The 19,005-nt window shown below is 62.9% G+C and carries 21 protein-coding genes; 12 read left to right on the forward strand and 9 right to left on the reverse strand.

The genetic code is table 11. The features are described 5' to 3' along the window. Positions 1-241 precede the first annotated feature (241 nt). Positions 242-1,096: a sulfite exporter TauE/SafE family protein gene (locus RCO31_RS18000; RefSeq protein ID WP_308969812.1), complete on the forward strand. Its 855-nt coding sequence runs from the start codon at positions 242-244 to the stop codon at positions 1,094-1,096. Positions 1,097-1,103: 7 nt separating this feature from the next. Here the strand turns inward: RCO31_RS18000 and RCO31_RS18005 are convergent, their stop codons facing one another. Beyond that, the gene (locus tag RCO31_RS18005) at positions 1,104-2,621 is read right to left on the reverse strand and encodes a malonyl-CoA synthase (protein ID WP_308969813.1); all 1,518 of its coding nucleotides are present in this window, start codon (positions 2,619-2,621) and stop codon (positions 1,104-1,106) included. A gap of 258 nt (positions 2,622-2,879) precedes the next feature. Between RCO31_RS18005 and RCO31_RS18010 the strand changes: the two genes are divergently transcribed. The 4 genes from RCO31_RS18010 (at position 2,880) to RCO31_RS18025 (ending at position 5,797) form a co-directional block, all read left to right on the forward strand. Next, a complete protein-coding gene (locus tag RCO31_RS18010) occupies positions 2,880-3,473 on the forward strand; it encodes a fasciclin domain-containing protein (RefSeq protein WP_308969814.1) in 594 nt (197 codons plus the stop codon). A 262-nt stretch (positions 3,474-3,735) separates the two neighbouring features. Beyond that, a complete protein-coding gene (locus RCO31_RS18015; protein WP_308969815.1) occupies positions 3,736-4,377 on the forward strand; it encodes a cytochrome b/b6 domain-containing protein in 642 nt (213 codons plus the stop codon). A 20-nt stretch (positions 4,378-4,397) separates the two neighbouring features. Continuing rightward, positions 4,398-5,174, forward strand: a complete 777-nt coding sequence (locus RCO31_RS18020; protein WP_308969816.1) for a molybdopterin-dependent oxidoreductase — start codon at positions 4,398-4,400, stop codon at positions 5,172-5,174. A gap of 71 nt (positions 5,175-5,245) precedes the next feature. Further along, positions 5,246-5,797 (forward strand): superoxide dismutase family protein, encoded by a 552-nt coding sequence (locus RCO31_RS18025; RefSeq protein ID WP_308969817.1) that lies wholly within the window; start codon positions 5,246-5,248, stop codon positions 5,795-5,797. A gap of 2 nt (positions 5,798-5,799) precedes the next feature. Here RCO31_RS18025 and RCO31_RS18030 read toward each other — a convergent pair whose 3' ends face one another. Continuing rightward, the gene (locus tag RCO31_RS18030) at positions 5,800-6,993 is read right to left on the reverse strand and encodes a YbfB/YjiJ family MFS transporter (protein WP_308969818.1); all 1,194 of its coding nucleotides are present in this window, start codon (positions 6,991-6,993) and stop codon (positions 5,800-5,802) included. Between the two features lie 190 nt (positions 6,994-7,183). Here RCO31_RS18030 and leuB point away from each other — a divergent pair, with 190 nt between their 5' ends. Next, a complete protein-coding gene (gene leuB, locus RCO31_RS18035) occupies positions 7,184-8,296 on the forward strand; it encodes a 3-isopropylmalate dehydrogenase (RefSeq protein ID WP_308969819.1) in 1,113 nt (370 codons plus the stop codon). Positions 8,297-8,404: 108 nt separating this feature from the next. Here the strand turns inward: leuB and RCO31_RS18040 are convergent, their stop codons facing one another. Beyond that, the gene (locus RCO31_RS18040; protein WP_308969820.1) at positions 8,405-8,746 is read right to left on the reverse strand and encodes a hypothetical protein; all 342 of its coding nucleotides are present in this window, start codon (positions 8,744-8,746) and stop codon (positions 8,405-8,407) included. Between the two features lie 674 nt (positions 8,747-9,420). On the opposite strand from RCO31_RS18040, the gene RCO31_RS18045 reads away from it, so the two are divergent. Continuing rightward, positions 9,421-9,708, forward strand: coding sequence for a hypothetical protein (locus RCO31_RS18045; RefSeq protein WP_308969821.1), 288 nt, complete (start codon positions 9,421-9,423; stop codon positions 9,706-9,708). 225 nt (positions 9,709-9,933) lie between these two features. On the opposite strand, the gene RCO31_RS18050 is transcribed toward RCO31_RS18045, so the two are convergent. After that, a complete protein-coding gene (locus tag RCO31_RS18050; RefSeq protein ID WP_308969822.1) occupies positions 9,934-10,230 on the reverse strand; it encodes a hypothetical protein in 297 nt (98 codons plus the stop codon). A gap of 117 nt (positions 10,231-10,347) precedes the next feature. Here RCO31_RS18050 and RCO31_RS18055 point away from each other — a divergent pair, with 117 nt between their 5' ends. Then, a complete protein-coding gene (locus RCO31_RS18055) occupies positions 10,348-10,767 on the forward strand; it encodes a metallopeptidase family protein (RefSeq protein WP_308969823.1) in 420 nt (139 codons plus the stop codon). Between the two features lie 79 nt (positions 10,768-10,846). Continuing rightward, positions 10,847-11,452 carry a 3-isopropylmalate dehydratase small subunit gene (gene leuD, locus RCO31_RS18060; RefSeq protein ID WP_308969887.1) on the forward strand — a complete coding sequence of 202 codons (606 nt, stop codon included), beginning with the start codon at positions 10,847-10,849 and terminating at the stop codon, positions 11,450-11,452. Between the two features lie 159 nt (positions 11,453-11,611). On the opposite strand, the gene RCO31_RS18065 is transcribed toward leuD, so the two are convergent. Next, positions 11,612-12,490 carry a CoA ester lyase gene (locus RCO31_RS18065; protein ID WP_308969824.1) on the reverse strand — a complete coding sequence of 293 codons (879 nt, stop codon included), beginning with the start codon at positions 12,488-12,490 and terminating at the stop codon, positions 11,612-11,614. A 135-nt stretch (positions 12,491-12,625) separates the two neighbouring features. Between RCO31_RS18065 and RCO31_RS18070 the strand changes: the two genes are divergently transcribed. Then, complete coding sequence (locus RCO31_RS18070; protein WP_308969825.1) at positions 12,626-13,270, forward strand: carbonic anhydrase; 645 nt, start codon at positions 12,626-12,628, stop codon at positions 13,268-13,270. A 47-nt stretch (positions 13,271-13,317) separates the two neighbouring features. Here the strand turns inward: RCO31_RS18070 and RCO31_RS18075 are convergent, their stop codons facing one another. Further along, positions 13,318-14,352, reverse strand: coding sequence for an aspartate-semialdehyde dehydrogenase (locus tag RCO31_RS18075; RefSeq protein WP_308969826.1), 1,035 nt, complete (start codon positions 14,350-14,352; stop codon positions 13,318-13,320). Between the two features lie 268 nt (positions 14,353-14,620). Here RCO31_RS18075 and RCO31_RS18080 point away from each other — a divergent pair, with 268 nt between their 5' ends. Then, positions 14,621-14,995 carry a hypothetical protein gene (locus RCO31_RS18080; RefSeq protein ID WP_308969827.1) on the forward strand — a complete coding sequence of 125 codons (375 nt, stop codon included), beginning with the start codon at positions 14,621-14,623 and terminating at the stop codon, positions 14,993-14,995. 36 nt (positions 14,996-15,031) lie between these two features. Here RCO31_RS18080 and RCO31_RS18085 read toward each other — a convergent pair whose 3' ends face one another. Continuing rightward, positions 15,032-15,412 (reverse strand): nuclear transport factor 2 family protein, encoded by a 381-nt coding sequence (locus RCO31_RS18085; protein WP_308969828.1) that lies wholly within the window; start codon positions 15,410-15,412, stop codon positions 15,032-15,034. A gap of 81 nt (positions 15,413-15,493) precedes the next feature. Between RCO31_RS18085 and RCO31_RS18090 the strand changes: the two genes are divergently transcribed. Further along, positions 15,494-16,081, forward strand: coding sequence for a TetR/AcrR family transcriptional regulator (locus RCO31_RS18090; RefSeq protein ID WP_308969829.1), 588 nt, complete (start codon positions 15,494-15,496; stop codon positions 16,079-16,081). Positions 16,082-16,090: 9 nt separating this feature from the next. On the opposite strand, the gene RCO31_RS18095 is transcribed toward RCO31_RS18090, so the two are convergent. Both RCO31_RS18095 and RCO31_RS18100 read right to left on the reverse strand, forming a co-directional pair. Then, a complete protein-coding gene (locus RCO31_RS18095) occupies positions 16,091-17,323 on the reverse strand; it encodes an argininosuccinate synthase (protein ID WP_308969830.1) in 1,233 nt (410 codons plus the stop codon). A gap of 145 nt (positions 17,324-17,468) precedes the next feature. Then, a complete protein-coding gene (locus RCO31_RS18100; protein ID WP_308969831.1) occupies positions 17,469-18,989 on the reverse strand; it encodes a glycosyltransferase family 39 protein in 1,521 nt (506 codons plus the stop codon). Positions 18,990-19,005: the final 16 nt, after the last annotated feature.

Below are 19,005 nucleotides of genomic sequence, written 5' to 3' on the forward strand. Positions count from 1 at the left end.
GTCTTCGTCTGCGGATCTTGGTCCGGCGTGATTCCGGCTGTGAAAAGCATTTTCTGGCCGCCGGGGGCGCCAAAAGCCGTGCCGAAGCGGCAGTTTGCCCTCCGAAACGGCAACCATCTCTTACGAATTCGAGGTAATCAGTGCAACGGCGATTTGAAGCCGTCTAAAGTCTGCCGGACCTGCAAATTCGCAAGGCCTGACGAGGCGTTGACAGCGCGTCGGCAAACGGGCACGGCGCGCCATGGTTTCTCTTCCCACCTCCGAATTGATCTGGCTGGGCCTCACACTGGTTGCGGCCGGCGTCGTCATGGGCCTGTTCGCGGGCCTGTTCGGCGTCGGCGGCGGGGCCATCGTCATCCCGGTTCTGTACGAGGTGTTTCGCATCGCCGGCGTGCCGGACGACGTCCGCATGCCGCTGTGCGTCGGCACCTCGCTTGCGATCATCGTCCCGACCTCGATCAGCTCATTCCGCTCGCACAACGCGCGCGGCGCGGTTGATCTCGACGTCCTTCGCCGGTGGGCGCCGCCCGTGGTGATCGGCGTCGCACTCGCAAGCGTGGTCGCCCGTCACGCGCCCGAACAACTCTTCAAGGCGGTGTTCGTCGGCATCGCCGGCTTCTCCGCCTTTCGCCTGCTGTTCGCGCCGGACGGATGGCGGTTTGCCGACACGTTGCCGGGGACGCTGCTGATGAGCGTGTACGGGCTGATCATCGGCGCACTTTCGGCGCTGATGGGTATCGGCGGCGGCCAGATCGCCAACCTGTTCATGACATTCCATGGCCGATCGATCCATCAGGCCATCGCGACGTCGTCCGGACTTGGGGCCGTGATCGCGGTCCCGGGTGTGCTGGGCTACATCTACGCGGGCTGGCCCCGCGCCGCGGAGTTTCCCGAGGTGGCCGCGCTGCAATTTCCGTTCGCGCTCGGCTATGTCTCGCTGATCGGGACGCTGCTCGTAGTCCCCACCAGCACGCTGGTCGCGCCGCTCGGCGCCCGCCTTGCGCACAAACTGACGAAGCGTCAGCTCGAGGTTGGCTTCGGACTATTCCTGCTGGCGGTGAGCCTGAGGTTTCTGGTGAGCCTCGCGATAGGCTGAGGCAGCCCTACTTTCCCGCATAGATCTTCGCGTAAGTGTCACGCAGGATATTCTTCTGCACCTTGCCCATCGTATTGCGCGGCAGGTCGTCGACGAAGATCACCTTCTTTGGCATCTTGAACTTGGCAAGGCGCCCATCCAGTGCCTTCATTACTGCGGTCTCGTCGAGTGGCGCTTGCTTGTCCTTGACGACGACCGCCGTGACGCCTTCACCGAAGTCCGCATGCGGCACACCGATCACGGCGCTCTCGATCACGCCAGGCAGCGCGTCGATCTCGCTTTCGATTTCCTTTGGGTAGACATTGAAGCCGCCGGAGATCACCAGATCCTTGCCGCGACCAAGGATGTGCACGTAGCCGCGCGCGTCGATCTTGCCGAGGTCGCCGGTGACGAAAAAGCCGTCGTCGCGGAATTCGGCTTTTGTCTTGTCCGGCATACGCCAGTAGCCCTTGAACACGTTCGGTCCCTTGACCTCGATCATGCCGATGGACTCGCGGCCGAGATCCTTGCCTGTCTCCGGGTCGGAGATCCGCACAGAAACGCCGGGTAACGGGAAGCCGACCGCGCCGGGCACGCGATCGCCCTCATAGGGGTTCGACGTGTTCATGTTGGTTTCGGTCATGCCGTAGCGCTCGAGGATGCCGTGACCGGTGCGCGCCGACCACTCGCGATGCGTATCTGCAAGCAAGGGTGCCGACCCCGAGATGAACACCCGCATGTGCTTGGTCGCCTCGCGTGTCAGCCCCGGTTGCTGCAGCAGGCGAACGTAGAACGTCGGCACCCCCATCAACGCGGTGGCACGCGGCATCAGGCCCAGCACCTGCGCTGCGTCGAACTTGTCGAGGAAGATCATCGAGGCGCGCGCGAACAGCGTGACGTTGCTCGCAACGAACAGGCCGTGAGTGTGATAGATCGGCAGCGCGTGGATCAGCACGTCATTTTCAGTGAAACGCCAGTAGTCGACCAGCATGAGCGAATTCGACGCCAGATTGTCGTGCGTCAGCATCGCGCCCTTGGAGCGGCCGGTCGTCCCGGACGTATAGAGAATGGCGCCGAGATCGCCGTCGCTGCGCTGAACCGTGGCAAACTCGTGCCCCTGCGTCGCGGCGCCGTCGGTCAGCGAACCCTTGCCCGTGGCATCGAGCGTATCGACCTTCGCATTGACCTTGGCGGCGATCGCGCCGATGCCATCGGCTTTCGACGGATCGCAGACGATCAGCGACGGCTCTGCGTCGGTGATGAAATACTCGAGCTCATTGAGCGTATAGGCCGTGTTGAGCGGCAGATAGACTGCGCCGGCACGGACCGTGGCGAGGTACAACACCAGCGCCGGCACCGACTTCTCCGCCTGGACAGCGACCCGGTCGCCGGTCTTGACGCCTCGCGCGACCAGATAATTCGCCATCCGCCCCGACTGCGCGATCAGGTCAGCATAAGACGCGCGCCGACCGTCGGAGGTCTCGATCGCGAGTTTGTTCGGGTCTTTCAGATCGGCGAACAGGCGGGAGAACAGATTGGCATTCATTGCAGGTTTTCTTCGAAACGGCGGCCACAAGGAAAGGCTGTGAAAGACGGAGCCGATTTTGTCGCGCATTCCTTTCGCGAGGGCAAGACACGTAAAGCGTGCGCGAAAGTTTCAGGTCTCACAAAAAATTATCGCCGAAACCGCGCAGGTGCCCGTGCCGTAGCTCCGCCATCGATCGCGCCTTGCCCAAGGGAAAGAGCGTGGCCGTGACCAGCCGGTGGATGGCCGCCGGCGCCAACCCTGTTTCGGAGACGATCCATGTCAAAACGCAATCGCCTGTTGTCAGCGGCCATGGTCGGCGCGCTGTTCCTCACCTCCGCAGTGATCGGCCCCGTGATCGCCCAGGACTCGAAGATGAGCGGCCAGAAGACGGTGATGGTCGGCGGCGCGCCGATGTTCCCATCCAAGAACATCGTGGAGAACGCGGTGAAATCCAAGGATCACACGACGCTGGTCGCCGCGGTGAAGGCTGCCGGTCTCGTCGACACGCTCGCCAGCACCGGTCCCTTCACCGTGTTTGCGCCGGTGAATGCCGCGTTTGCGAAGCTGCCGGCCGGTACGGTCGATACCCTGCTGAGACCTGAGAACAAGGGCACGCTGACCACCGTGCTCACCTATCACGTCGTTCCCGGGCGCCTCACCGCGGCAAACTTGATGAAGGCAGTCAAGGACGGCGGCGGCCAAGCGACGTTCAAGACGGTCGCAGGCGGCGAAATCACCGTGAAGTCGCCAACGGCCGGCAAGCTCACCATCACCGACGCGAAAGGTGGCTCCTCGACCGTCACCATCGGTGACGTGCTGCAGTCGAACGGGGTGATCCATGTGATCGACACCGTGCTGCTACCGAGTTGATACGATCAGGGACCGTTCAAGAGATACGAGCCGCAGGCCGGCTCGTATCTCGCCCGCGGCCTGCAGCACCGTCACGGAATTCTGATCCCCGCCAATGACTGATGGATGTGCGGTTCCCCGTAACAAGTGTAAATTCCGGCTCGTATCACTAGTATGAGCCGGTGCCCTTTCGGACTTGCCGTTCGTACGCGGAATTCGCGGTCACGAACGTCAGATCGAGCTCACCAGGTAGCAGATGGACACAGCGCAGCGGACGAAACCAATGTCGAGCCTCACAGCCGGTGAGCGGCAACACGGCGTCGCCGCCGATAGAACGGCAGGGAGAGTCGTTCATCCAGCGTGGGTCCGCATCTGCCATTGGATCAATGCCGTGGCGATGATCATCATGATCATGTCCGGCTGGCAGATCTACAACGCCTCGCCGCTGTTCGAATTCGTCTTTCCCCGATCCATCACCCTCGGCGGCTGGCTTGCCGGCGCACTGCTCTGGCATTTCGCGGCCATGTGGCTCCTGGTCATCAACGGGCTTGTCTACGTCATTCTCGGCTTCGCGACGGGGCGCTTTCGTCGCAAGCTGACGCCGATCACGACCGCCGATGTGATCGCTGATACCAGGGCGGCGTTCACCGGCAAGCTCAGCCACGACGATCTGGCCACATATAATGCGGTTCAAAAGCTGCTCTACGCCGGCATCCTGCTGGTCGGCGTGCTGATCGTGCTGTCGGGGCTCGCGATCTGGAAGCCGGTACAGTTCCAGTATCTCACCGCGCTGTTCGGCGGTTACGACTTCGCACGCTACGTTCACTTCTTCGCCATGGCGGCGATCGTGCTCTTCCTGATCGTTCATGTGGTGATGTCGCTGCTCGTACCGAAAAGCTTGCGCGCGATGCTGACCGGTCGCTGAGGAATGTGGGACCTGAAGCCATGAGCCTGTTTCGCAAACCCATCATCGGCGTCGACAAGCGGTTGCTTGTGAAGGACGCGACCAAGCTGATGCCGGAATTGTCGCGCCGGCGCTTCCTCTCCGGTGGCGCAAGCCTCGGGGCACTGACGCTGCTTACGGGTTGCGAGGTGTCCGAGAGCATGTCGGCGGAGAACCTTTTGACGCATATCTCAAAGTTCAACGACAAGGTTCAGGCAGCAATCTTCAATCCGAACGCGCTTGCGCCGACATATCCGTCGAGCGCAATCACCCGGCCGTTCCCGTTCAACGCTTATTACACCCTCGATGATGCGCCCGAGGTGGAGGAGAAGGACTGGCAGCTGGAGGTCACCGGCCTCGTGGAGAACACCAGACCCTGGAAACTCGACGAGCTTTATGCGCTGCCACAGGAGACACAGATCACCCGGCACATCTGCGTGGAGGGCTGGAGCGCGATCGGCAGCTGGACAGGCGTGCGCCTGAGCGAGTTCCTGAAGCGCGTCGGTGCGGACACCCGTGCCAAATATGTCTGGTTTCGCTGTGCCGAAGGTTACACGACGTCAATCGACATGCAGACTGCGCTACACCCTCAGACGCAGATGACATTCAAATTCGACGGCGAAATCCTGCCGAAGGCCTATGGCTATCCAATGAAGGTGCGGATCCCGACGCGATTAGGCTTCAAGAATCCCAAATATGTCGTCTCGCTGGACGTGAGCAACGATTACAAGGGTGGGTACTGGGAAGACCAGGGCTACAACGACTACAGCGGCCTTTGACCGAAGCCGCCGCGAAACGAAACCGGCGCGAGCGCGTTGATTTGCAACATCGTCTTCGCCGGGAGTTTACAATGCGCCTTTGGGTTCTGGCCACATCCGCAGCCGTGCTGACCACGGCGTGCTCAGCGGCGGTCGCGCAGGTGGCCAATCCGCCGGCGCCAAAATCCGATCTCGTCGCACGCGCCGTCATGGAAGACGCGACCGGCAAGAAGATCGGTCGAATCGATTTGAAGGAAACCTCGCGAGGCGTGCAAATCAAGCTCGATATCACAGGTCTGCCGCCCGGCGAGCATGCGATCCACGTGCACACATTCGGCACTTGCGAGCCGCCGTTCAACTCGGCGGGAACACACTTCAATCCCGGCGACAAGAAACATGGCACCAAGGCGCCGGACGGTCCGCATGCCGGCGATCTTCCGAACATCACGGTGACGGCGGCGGGTGAAGCCAAGTCCGAGCTCACAAGCAAATTCATCACGCTCAGGCAGAACCAGCCGAATTCGGTGTTCAAGCCGCAGGGTACGTCATTCATCATTCACGCCGCCGCCGACGATCACAAGACCGATCCGTCCGGCAATTCGGGCGATCGTATCGCCTGCGGCGTGATCGCGCCGATTGAGTGAGCTTACGCCTTCTCTCGCACCACCAGCGGCCTTTGGCAGGCTGCGACGATCGCGCCAAGCGCCAGCATCGCCGACGAGACCACAAGCATGTGACTGAGATTGCCGGTCGCATCCGTCACGGCGCCGGTGACGATCGGCCCGAGCATCGAGCCGACGCCAAATGCCATGGTGAGAATGCCGATCGCCTTCGGCCAGGCCTGCGGAGGGTAGTTGAATCGCACGAACGCAGTGGTCGACGAGGTGACCGCGAAGAACGCGCTGCCGAAGATGGCCGCTGACATCACAAGCGCGGCGGGCGAACTCGCAAAGAAGGGGATCAATGCGCCGACACTGGTGACGGCGTTGACGATCGCGGTGGCGCCGCCGGCGCGGCTGACGCCGATCACACGACCCCAGAGCCAGGGCGAAATGAACGAGCCGAGCGCGATGATCGTCCAGAACGCGCTTTGTGTAACGGCGCCGCCGCCGGCATCGCGCACGAACGCGATCATGAAGGTCATGTAGGCGATCGAACCGGCACCAGAGAGAAAGTATCCGATCAGGTAGACCAGCATCGGCGAGAGCGGCGCGTTCGCCGCGCCACCAAGCTTAACGCTGTTGTCCGGCGCAGTACGCGCCAGCGGCAGCACCACGGTCAACGCAAGCGCGATCGCCGCGAGCACGCCCCAGACGATCCACCACGATCCCGGACCAAGCCACTCCAAAAGGAATGGCGCGGTGAGGCCGGAAATGAAGATGCCGATACCCGGACCGGTGTACAGCAGGCCGGTCAGAAAGCCGAGACGCGCCGGATGCGCCTGCGCGATATTGGTGGCAAGCGCCGATGCGGCCACGAAGGCGACCGCCCCGGCAAAACCTGAGATGACCCTGGCCGTGCTCAACACGAGCATGTTTGGCACCATCGACAGGACCAGCGTCACGACGCAAATGGCTGTGGCGATCAAAACCGCGCGGAACAGGCCGATGCGGCGCGCGATTAGACTCGCGGCAAGAGCGCCCGAGAGGTATCCCGCGGCATTGACCGTGTTCAGGAAACCCGCGGTCGCATAGGACCAGGCCAGGCTCTCGCGCATGTCCGGCAGCACCAATGAATAGGCGAAGCGGCAAAGGCCGACACCAACCGCTGGTGCCAGCGCCAGCACAAGGATCAGCCGCGCGGCGCGCTGTTCCGGCGATTCGGGGCGGGACGAGTCCATCTCGACCTTGTGCCAGCGCACGGCATGCAAAGCCACCCGAATGGCGAACACCCGAGGTCCGACACGGGGTGCATTGCAACTCGCGCCCGGCCGCATCTTGCCAAGCCCGCCCGCGGGCTTTAGCAATCCGCGCAACCTTTCCTCTGCCCTGCCCCCGCCCTGGGGGCGTCTCGCAACAAGGCATTCGATTATGGCGACCCACAAATTGCTGCTTCTCGCCGGCGACGGCATCGGCCCCGAGGTGATGGCGGAGGTGAAGCGCATCATCGCCTGGCTCAACGAAAGCGCAGCCGCGCGCTTCGAGTATGAAGAAGGCCTGGTGGGGGGCGCCGCTTACGACGCGCACAAGGTCGGCATCACCGAGGAGACCATGGCGCTCGCGCACGCCTCGGATTCAGTGATCTTCGGCGCGGTCGGCGGGCCGAAGTGGGACAGCATCCCCTATGAGGTTCGGCCCGAATCCGGCCTGTTGCGGTTGCGCAAGGATCTCGGCCTGTTCGCCAACCTGAGGCCCGCGGTGTGCTACCCGGCCCTTGCGGAGTCCTCGAGCCTGAAGCGCGACGTCGTCGAAGGTCTCGACATCATGATCGTGCGTGAGCTCACCGGCGGCGTCTATTTCGGCGAACCGAAGACGATCACCGATCTTGGCAACAACCAGAAGCGTGCGATCGATACCCAGATCTACGACACCTACGAGATCGAGCGCATCGCCCGGGTCGGTTTTGACCTCGCACGCAAGCGCCGCAACAAGCTGACCTCGATGGAAAAGCGCAATGTGATGAAAACCGGCGTGCTCTGGCACGAGGTGGTCAATCAAGTGCACCAGCGCGAGTACAAGGACGTGACGCTCGAGCATCAATTGGCCGACGCCGGCGGCATGCAGCTCGTACGCTGGCCGAAGCAGTTCGACGTGATCGTCACCGACAACCTGTTCGGCGACATGCTGTCGGATGTCGCCGCAATGCTCACCGGCTCGCTTGGCATGCTGCCGTCCGCTTCTCTTGGCGACGTCGACCCGAAGACCAAGCGGAGCAAGGCAATGTATGAACCGGTACATGGCTCCGCCCCGGACATCGCAGGCAAGGGCGCCGCCAATCCGATTGCCATGATCGCATCGTTTGGCATGGCGCTACGCTATTCGCTCGACGAAGGCAAACTCGCCGATCTGGTCGATCAGGCGATCGCCGCCGTGCTGGCGAAGGGCCTGCGCACCGCCGACATCAAGTCGGAAGGCGCGACCATCGTGAACACGCAGCAGATGGGAGCGGCCGTGCTGAAGGAAATGCAGACGCTGGCAGGCTGACGGCGCCTCCACGTCATTTGCCTGCCGAGGCGGATGACGCTGGAAATGTCAAAACGGGCGCGCTCGACCTGAGCGCGCCCGTTTTTTATGCGGCCGGAGCGGCGACGCTTACCAGTAGCGCGGGCCGAAGCCGAAGTTGATGAACGGCCCCGGACCGTACGGTCGATAGTGGGGGCGATAATAATAGGGCCGCGGACGATAGTAGCCATACGCATACGGATGCCGGTACGGATATGGCCGGGCGTAGGGGTAGCGCCGCCAGTAACGGCGTTGCGAGCTCATTTCCGTGTCGCTGGCGACGTGATTCGTCTGCACACCGCTCGACGCATTGGCGGCGGCGCTGTTTGATGGCGCCGCCGTGGCAGGCGTCAACGTGATGCCGCCGGCGAAAGCCAAAGCCGCCGCAACGGCGATAGCGCCAAGGGTGTGCGTGCGGGGCATCTGCTTCATATTCGTCTCCTCACAGAGTTGGGGCCAGCGCAATAACGCGGCAACTGCACAGAGGTTTCGTCAAATGATCAGAAGTAGCCGCGATCCTGTGCGAACGGAAAGAAGGGTGGCACCGGATGATAATATGGACGGTTCGCGTCCGGCGGTTCCACGGCTCGGCGCGACAGTCTCGACACGCGAAGGCTGGTGCCACGATAAGATTTTGTTGGACGCCTGCGCGCAGAGGAGATTTCCACTGCTGCTTGCGTTGCTCGCGCCCGAAGGTCTTGCTCGGATGCCGCCGCCGGCGCACTCGCTCCCAACGTTCCGGCGACAACGGAAGCCGCGACGACCGCCGTGCCGACGATGATCTTGGTCGATAATCGCATGACCTGACGCTCTTCCAGTTGAACAACCGACTCAAGGCGCTTCGACGCGAAGCGCGATCTGCGCCACGGTTCTTAAGTGTCGCGCAGATCAGATAAGCCGCGATCCCAGAGCCGGCAAGTCAGCCGCAGCCACACCACGGTCGATCATATCGACTTCGCGGCGCAGTGGGATGTCAGCCCTCCTCAAACCCACCAGGGCCGATAGCGGCAGATGCGACGCGGGCCAAAGTCCGTCCAGACGCGGCGACAGAACAACCGCGGCTGGGCGTAGTAACGCGGATAAAAGATCGGGCGCGGCCGCCAGTAATGACGGTGAACGAAACGCCGATGAAAGTACGGGCGGTGGAAGTGCGGGCGATGGAAGTGCGGGCGATGGAAGTGAACGTGGCGATGGCCAAAGTGGCGATGGCCAAAATGACGGTGTCCAAAATGCCGATGCCCGAAATGACGGCCGCCGCCGCGGAATCCGCCTCGAAATCCACCGCCGTGACGGACTTGGACGACCAGATCGTTGGACAGGTACCCGGTCTGCGCTGCAGTCGTTGGATTGATCAGCGGCACGGCTTCGGCACGCTCGGTCGGCAACGCGAGTAACATCAGCCCCGTTATGGCGAGGAAGCCAAACAGTTTCGTCATCGGTTTACCCCTCCCGCGATCCAGGTCGCCCCGGTCCGACCACGACGTCCGGTTGCGACGGATTTCTACGTGTCGCGGAAAGGCTAGGAGCGACGACGTGAACACGCCATGAATGGTCGCGCCCCAATGATGAATGCGCAAACGCGAACGAGCTTCGCGCTTTCCGCCCGGTGCTTCGTGCGATTATCCGGCCACCCAGCGGCAACGCATGCGCGGGACGATCACGGTGCCGCTCGGGCGGAATTCCTGCTCATACCAGGCGTCGCACGCTCGCACGGCGGTCGGCGGCAGATACCTTTCGCGTTCGATACGAAGCCGGGTCGGTGCCCGGCGCCGCGACTGGGCCGAGGCTTCGATCGGTTGCGCCGCACCGACGCGCACGCTTGCGTCTCCTGCTTCAGCCGGAAGGCTGCCGAAAAGGCAAGTCGCGAGCAGTGCACCTGCGGCGCCCGCAAAGATCGCCAGCCTTGGAGTCTGCATCGCCCTCATCCTCATGCACCGCCGTTTTGCATCCGTACGCTCCCGCATCGCACGCTCAAGGTCAAGGCGTCCAGCCACCCCTTGGCCCGGCGCTTCCGTTCCCATAAACAAGTTCGAATGAGTAGAGCACCCGATCCGGACTGGGCCGACCTCAAGGCGCCGACGCTTGCCGACATGGAGGCGCTGGCGCATGCCGTGTTCGAGCGGCTGCCCACGACCTTCCGCAAGCTTTGCGAGGGTCTCGTTATCCGCGTCGACGACTTTGCCACCGACGAGGTGCTGGACTCGATGGGGATCGAAAGCGAGTTCGACCTGCTCGGCCTGTTTCAGGGCGTCGGCTTGCCGTTCCAGAGCCACACCGATCCAAGCCCGATGCCGAACATGATCTGGCTCTACCGCCGACCGATCCTCGACTACTGGGCGGAGCACGACGAGACCATAGGCCATATCGTCCGCCATGTGCTGATCCACGAAATCGGTCACCATTTCGGGCTTTCGGACGAAGATATGGAGCGGATCGAGGCCAGTGTTGCGTAGCACGCGGCCTCAACAGGCTTTCCCGCCGCCCGCAGCCGGGATAAACATGCCCGCAGCAAAGGACAACGGAACCCGCGTGATGGACAAGTTCACCGTGCTCGAAGGCGTCGCCGCGCCGCTAAAGATCATCAATGTCGACACCGACATGATCATCCCGAAGCAGTACCTGAAGACGATCAAGCGCACCGGCCTCGGCAAGGGCCTGTTCTCGGAACAGCGCTACAAGGACGACGGCAGCGAGAATCCGGATTTCATCTTGAACAAGCCGGCCTATCGCAACTCCAAGGTCCTGGTCGCCGGCGACAATTTCGGCTGCGGTTCGAGCCGCGAGCATGCGCCGTGGGCGCTGCTCGATTTCGGCATCCGCTGCGTGATCTCGACCTCATTCGGCGACATCTTCTACAACAACTGCTTCAAGAACGGCATCCTGCCGATCCGCGTCTCGCAGGAAGACCTCGACAAGCTGTTCGACGATGCAGACCGCGGCGCCAACGCCACACTGACCATCGATCTGGTGAACCAGGAAATTCGCGGCCCCGACGGCGGCAAGGTCAAATTCGACATCGACCCGCACCGCAAGCACTGCCTGCTCAATGGCCTGGACGACATCGGCCTGACGATGGAGAAGAAGAAGTCCATCGATACGTATGAGAGCAAGGCAAAAGAGTTGATGCCGTGGCTGTGACGGCCTAGGCCGGAGGCGCTCCCCGTCATTGCGAGCGAAGCGAAGCAATCCAGTCTGAGTCTGCCGCAACCGCTGCGCTGGATTGCTTTGTCGCCTCAGGCGAGCGAAGCGACGCCGTTCTTTCGAACGGCTATGCCTCGCAATGACGCTGACAGGCGCTTACGCCGTCATCGCCTCGATCGCATCGGCAATCTCCACCGTGCGCCTGGCGATTTCCGCATGCAGCCGCTCCACCATCTGTCCCTTGATCTGGATGGCGCCGCGGCCGTCGTTCTCAGGCTTGGCAAACTCAGCGAGAATTTCGCGCGCGGCGGCAACCTCGTCGGCCGCCGGCGTGAAAGCGGCATTACAGGGTTCGATCTGGCTCGGATGAATGAGCGTCTTGCCGTCGAAACCCATCTCACGCGCCTGCGCGCATTCGCGCGCAAAGCCTTCGGTGTCGCTGAAGTTATTGTAGACGCCGTCGAGAATATCGAGTCCATGCGCGCGCGCGGCGAACACGCATTGCATTAGCGCGGGCACCATCGGCGCGCGGCCGGCTGTCATGCGCATCCGCGTTTCGCGGGCGATGTCGTTCGGACCAATCACCAGCCCCGCAAGCCGCATTTCGGTGTCATGCGCGGCAGCGGCGAGTTCTTCGACACGCAGCACCCCGAGCGGGGTCTCGATCATGATCCAGATGCGGATGGTGTGGTCGGCGCCGATGTCGCTCAGGCGATCGGCGATCGCCGCCAGATCCGCAACGCTTGCAATCTTCGGCACCAGGATGCCGTCCGGCCGCGCCCTCGCCGCCATCCCGATGTCATCGAGCCACCACGGCGTATCGAGCCCGTTGACGCGCACGAGCACCTCTTTGCGCCCGAAGCCGCGGTCGGCGACCGCGGCCGCCACCTGGTCGCGCGCCACGGCCTTCGCATCGGCCGCCACCGAATCTTCCAGATCGAGGATGATGCCGTCGGCCGGCAACGTCCTCGCCTTCTCCAGCGCACGCGCGTTGGAGCCCGGCATGAAAAGGAGGCTGCGGCGGGGACGGATCATGACCAATCCTTCGAAAATCGTTATTGCCGGGCTTGTCCCGGGCTTCCACGTCTTCTAGTTCATTCACATCGCAGGACGCGGATGGCCGGGTCAAGCCCGGCCGTGATCGCCAACCCAGTTCATAGTCGAGTGCTCATGACCTCCTTTCCAGAGCGGCTGATCTCGGGCTACCGGACCTTCGCGACGCAGCGCCTGCCGACCGAGCAATCGCGCTATCGCGAACTGTCGGAGCGCGGACAGTCGCCGGAGGTGATGGTGATCGGCTGCTGCGATTCGCGGGTATCGCCGGAGGTGATCTTCGACGCAGAGCCCGGCGAGCTCTTCGTCGTCCGCAACGTCGCCAATCTGGTTCCGCCCTATGCGCCCGACGGCGCAGCGCATGGCGTCTCCGCGGCGCTGGAGTTCGGCGTGCAGGTTCTGCGCGTCAAGCACATCGTCGTGCTCGGCCATGCCCAGTGCGGCGGCGTGAAGGCGCTGGTGCAGGACGCCGCACCGCTGTCGCCCGGCGATTTCATCGGTAGATGGATGTCGCTGTTGACGCCAACGATGGAAGCGACGCCGCGCGTTGCAGGCGAGGCGGAGCACGAGTTCATCACCCGCATCGAGAAGGCCGCGGTCAAGCGCAGCCTCGCCAACCTGATGACGTTTCCGTGCATCAGCATCCTGGCGGACCGTGGCTCGCTGTCGTTGCACGGCGCCTATTTCGGCGTGGCGCAGGGATCGCTATCGGTCCTGAACGAGGCGAGCGGTGACTTCGACCAGGTGAACGGCGCGGGCTAGTCACTAGCCCGCACGGAGTGCGCGCGGGCCGGAAGGAAGAATGAAGATTATGCTGCCTGGCGCTTCGGCCGCAGCAGCTTGCGGTTGTTCAGGCACTCGGCGATCTGGATCGCATTCAGCGCGGCGCCCTTGCGCAGGTTGTCGGACACGCACCACAGCACGAGACCGTTCTCCACCGTCGCGTCTTCACGGATACGGCTGATGTAGGTCGCGTCCTCACCGGCAGCCTCGTACGGCGTCGCGTAGCCGCCGTCCTCGTGCTTGTCGATGACGAGACAACCCGGGGCCTTGCGCAGGAGGTCACGCGCTTCATCCGGCGTGATCGGCCGCTCGAACTCGATGTTGACGGCTTCCGAGTGGCCGATGAACACGGGCACGCGCACGCAGGTCGCCGTAAGCTTGATGGCGGGATCGAGAATCTTCTTCGTCTCCGCCATCATCTTCCACTCTTCCTTCGTGTACCCGTCCTCCATGAAGACATCGATGTGAGGAATCAGGTTGAAGGCGATGCGCCGCGGAAACTTCTTCGCCTCGATCTCGCCGGTCGTGTAGACGGCCTTGGTCTGCGCGAACAGTTCGTCCATGCCTTCCTTGCCGGCGCCCGACACCGATTGATAGGTCGAGACAACGACGCGCTTGATCTTTGCCGCATCATGCAGCGGCTTCAGCGCGACCACGAGCTGGGCCGTCGAGCAGTTCGGGTTGGCGATGATGTTCTTCTTCGTGAAGCCCGCGACCGCATCGGCGTTCACCTCCGGCACGATCAGCGGCACGTCGGCGTCATAGCGCCACGCCGACGAGTTATCGATCACCACCGCACCGGCCGCGGCGATCTTCGGCGACCATGCCTTGGACCCGGCGCCACCTGCCGACATCAGGCAGATGTCGATGTCGGAGAAATCGTAATTGTCGATCGCTTTGACCTTGAGCGTTTTGTCGCCGAAGGACACGTCCGTGCCCTGGCTCCGGCGGGATGCAATTGCCACGACCTCGTCCGCCGGAAACCGGCGTTCGGCCAGGATATCGAGCATTTCCCGGCCCACATTGCCGGTCGCTCCGACCACTGCGACCTTGTAACCCATCGTTGACTCTCCGGACGAAAATCCCTTTGCCGGCCACGGAGGGGCCCAGCCAAAAGCGTGCGTGCTTCTATGCGAGAACCCGGCGCAAGACAACGCCGGCGCTCGTCGCGACGCTCCGTAGACGTGAGTTGTTACCGCTTCGAGCCGAATGCAACTTTAAGCCGTTCACGTCATTATGTTTCAAGGTGTGGCCCGAATGACCTTGTGGCGTTGGGAGAGCACCTTGTATGGTGCCCGACGATTAGGGCTAATCCCTTGAGAGGATAAGATGAATTCGAGAATCGTGGCCACCGGCTTGAGACTTGCCGGCCTCGGGCTTGCGGCGATGTTGCTCACCATTAGCGTCGGCACGAGCCCGGCCGACGCCCAGAGCCGGAACAGCGTTCTCACCCGTAACCAGGTATCGCCCAACGTTTCCTTCCAGCAAGGTCCGCGCACCCGCATCTACGTCACCAAGCGCAGCTGGCTCGACGCCGGGACCGAGGTGTTGCCAGGCGAACGCAAGTACACCGACTACGCAATTCCGCCGGCCTATACCCAGACCACGATCGACCAGCTCACCGGCCGGCCCTGGACGCGCCAGCCGTTGATCGATCCCTGGGATCTGCCCGGCTATCCGAAGAGCGGCTTTGGCGGCTACTGAGCGTAAGCCACTGCTTTGGCGTTTTGACAGAGCGGTTCACGCCTGCGCTTGCGAGGACGCAAGCTGGCGCGGGTCATAGAAGAACCGCTCCTCGACCAGCTCCTCTCCGCGCCAAGTCTGCAGCGCAAGCTCCTCCATCACCCGCACCGGCCCATTCTCTGGCGTGAACTCGAAACGCCAATGAAGAACGGAGGTGTCGCCGTCCACGAGGATGGGACTGAGTCGCGTGGTCTTCACCGACTTGTACGACGCCAGCACCTTGCGCTCCTTGGCGATCAGCACGTCCTTGCCGACGGTGGGTGGCGCCAGGTTCTCACGGGTCGAGGCGTCCGGCGCGTAGTATCGCTCGATCGCGCCGACGTGGTCATTCGATTCCACTGTAATAACAAAGGCTTCGATCGTCTCCCGGCTTGGCATGGCGGCCCTCCTTAAATTACCGACTGACAGTCGATATTTATCCGACTAGCGGTCGGTAAGTCAATTCGATACAAGCCCCGGATGGCGACACAGGCGGATCGGCGAGCCGCGACGCAGGCAGCGATTCTGAAAGCGGCCCGCGCACTGTTTGGTAACGGCGGCTTTCAGGCAACGACGATGGATGACATCGCGGCGGCTGCGCGCGTCGCGAAGGGAGCGGTCTATCATCACTTCAAAACTAAGGAGGCTGTCTTCGAAGCGGTGTTCGAGGAGGCCTCGCGCGATCTCGTCGCGGAAATCGACAGCTTGCTGCGCGCGGAAAAGGACGTGCTGACGCGGATCGCGATCGGGACGCAGCACTATCTCGCCGCTTGCGCGAAAGGGCCGACCGGCCAGATCATTCTGCGCGATGGCCCGGCCGTGCTCGGCTGGGAGCGCTGGCGTGCGATCGACGCGCAGCATTTCGGTGGCAAGATCCCGCGCGCTCTCGAAGCAGCGATGGAGCGGGGCCTGATCGCCCGCCAGCCGGTGCAGCCGCTGGCGCGGCTCCTGCTCGGGGCGATGACGGAAGCAGCGGTTGCGTGCGCGGGCGCCGCCGACATCAGTGAAGCCGGCGCCGGCTATTCACGCGCGTTCAGCTCGCTGCTCGAGGCGATGCGGGTGAAGTGACTCTGCGGGTCACTTCCCCAGGCTCTTCTTCCGCTGACCGAGCGTGCGCAGGCGCAGCGCGTTGAGCTTGATGAAACCCGCCGCGTCCCTGTGGTCGTAGGCGACCGCGCCTTCTTCAAACGTCACGAGGTCCTGATCGTAGAGCGAGTTCGGGCTTTCGCGACCGATCAGGATGACATTGCCCTTGTAGAGCTTCAGCGTCACCCGGCCCGACACCAGTTGCTGACTGTGATCAATCGCCGCCTGCAGCATCTCGCGTTCGGGCGAGAACCAGAAGCCGTTGTAGATCAACTCCGCATAGCGCGGCATCAGTTCGTCCTTCAGATGCCCCGCACCGCGGTCCAGGGTGATCTGCTCGATGCCGCGATGCGCCTGCAACAGGATCGTTCCGCCGGGCGTCTCGTACATGCCGCGCGACTTCATGCCCACGAAGCGGTTCTCGACCAAATCAAGCCGGCCAATACCGTTGGCGCGGCCGAGTTCGTTGAGCTTCGTCAGCAATGCGGCCGGCGATAGCTTCTTGCCGTCGATGGCCGTCGCATCGCCACGCTCGAAATCGACGGTGATGATGGTGGGCGTGTCGGGCGCCTTTTCCGGATCGATGGTGCGCGAGTAAACATAGTCCGGCACCTCCTGCGAAGGATCCTCCAGCACCTTGCCTTCTGAAGACGCGTGCAGAAGATTGGCGTCGACGGAGAACGGCGCTTCGCCACGTTTGTCCTTGGCGATCGGAATCTGGTGCTGTTCGGCGAATTCGATCAGCTTTTCGCGCGACGGAAAGTCCCACTCACGCCACGGCGCGATGATGGTGATGTCGGGCTTCAGCGCGTAGTAGCCGAGCTCGAACCGCACCTGATCATTGCCTTTGCCGGTGGCGCCGTGCGAGACCGCATCCGCGCCAACCTTTTCGGCAAGCTCAATCTGCTTCTTTGCGATCAGTGGCCTGGCGATCGACGTGCCGAGCAGATACTGGCCCTCGTAGACCGCATTGGCGCGGAACATCGGAAACACGTAGTCGCGCACGAATTCTTCGCGCAAATCCTCGATGAAGACGTTCTCCGGCTTGATGCCGAGCATCAGAGCTTTCTTGCGCGCGGGCTCCAGCTCCTCGCCCTGGCCGAGATCGGCAGTGAATGTCACCACTTCACAGCCATAGGTGATCTGCAGCCACTTCAAGATGATCGAGGTGTCGAGCCCGCCCGAATAGGCCAGCACCACCTTCTTCACGTCGCCCTTGCTCATGGAAACCTTAGGGGTTTGCGCCGCGCCTCGCGCGGCCCTTGGAACTCGAAAATGCTCTACAGGCACAACGCCTTCGCGCGCAAGCCGCATTGCGCCCACCGGCAGCACCGCGTCTGTCCTTGGGCGGCCGACGACAGCCGGCCATCTACCTGGCGCATGGGCCAAGCGGCATGATGGGCCCGGCGGAGGCGCCCCGCCCTCCAAGCAGAAAAGCCCGGTAGACGCGCTGCGACGTCGGCCCGCTGCGGACGGTAAAATCACCCAGCGGCTTCACGTCCGGGAACTCGCGGACCAGACGCGCTTCGAATGGACATCCGGTGACGTACAGGATGGGCTCGGACGCGGTTCCCGTCAGCGGATGGCTCATGTCGAACTGGTTGTCGGGATTGTCGCCCACCGGCCATGAGCGGACCGGCTGCGGCGCATCGCGCAGATAGTAGACGAGCGATGCAAGCTCGTGCCGGCCGTCGGCAGCCACTGTTTTCGCACCCACGTCGCGCGCCTGTCGTTGCACGGCTTCGCCGAGCCCGCGCCAGCCGAGCGTCCGGCGGTAAAGATCACCTTTCTCGCCAAGGCCGGGGATCGCGGCCTGATAGGCGACGACGTCACCTGCCAGCAGCGCGACTTGCGCGACGAGGCCTATGGCGAGCGTCACGCCGAGCAGACGCATCCGGCCCTGCCTGATCCAGATAGCGACGACGACGATGGTCGCAGAAACGAACGCTGCGGCGGCCCAGTTCGCGTTGACGTTCCGCAAAAAACCCAGCGCCGTGATTGCAGCCAGTGGCGGAATCGCGAACGCCAGCATCAGCCTGTCCTCGCGCGTCACCATGTCGCTGCGAAAGCGCACGAGGGCAACAAGGAAGCCGCCGAACAGCAGCGGACCGACCACGCCGAACTGCGTTCCGATGAATTCAAGCGCGCCGAGTGGCGAAAGCCTGAAGCCGGAGCCCTGGATGTTGTCACCCGTGTGCTTCAGGGTGACAAAGCCATTCAGCATGTTCCAGAGCACGTTCGGCGACAGGATCAAGAGTGCCAGCGCCAGCGCAACCCAGGTCTGCCGCCGTCCAAGGACGTCGCGTGAGGCGCGATCAAACAGCGCAGCGATGGCGACACCGGCCAGGAAATAGGCCATGGCGTATTTTGCCAGCATGCCGACACCGACGGCCGCGCCGAGAATCACCGCCCACCGCCGGTCCGGCCCGCGCAACAGCTTTACCCAGGCCAGTAGCGCCAGGGACCAGCAGAACAGCAGCGGCACGTCGGTCGAGATGATGCGGCTGGAAAACACCACGCCCGGCAGCAACGTGAAGATCAGCGCCGACCAGAACCCGGTGCGCGCATCATAGAGCGTCTCAGCGATTGCATAGACCAACAGCGACGTGCCGAAATAAAGAATCGGACTCGCCGAACGCACGCACGATTCAGCGTCGCCGCAGACCGAGCTGGACCCGGCGATGATCCACGCCAGCAGCGGTGGCTTGGAAAAGTAACCGAACGCAAGATCGCGGGACCAGGACCAGTACTGCGATTCGTCAAAGAACAGATCGACGACGGAGTAATGCAGGCCGATCGTCCGAATGACCGTCAGTCCGCCGAGCAATAAGGCTGCAAGCGCGAGACTTGGCGCGAACGTTCGGTTCGATGCGGAAGCCGCGAGGGTCATTTCTCCGTCATGGCCT

The sequence above is a fragment of the Bradyrhizobium sp. LHD-71 genome (assembly GCF_031157255.1).
Taxonomy (GTDB): domain Bacteria; phylum Pseudomonadota; class Alphaproteobacteria; order Rhizobiales; family Xanthobacteraceae; genus P52-10.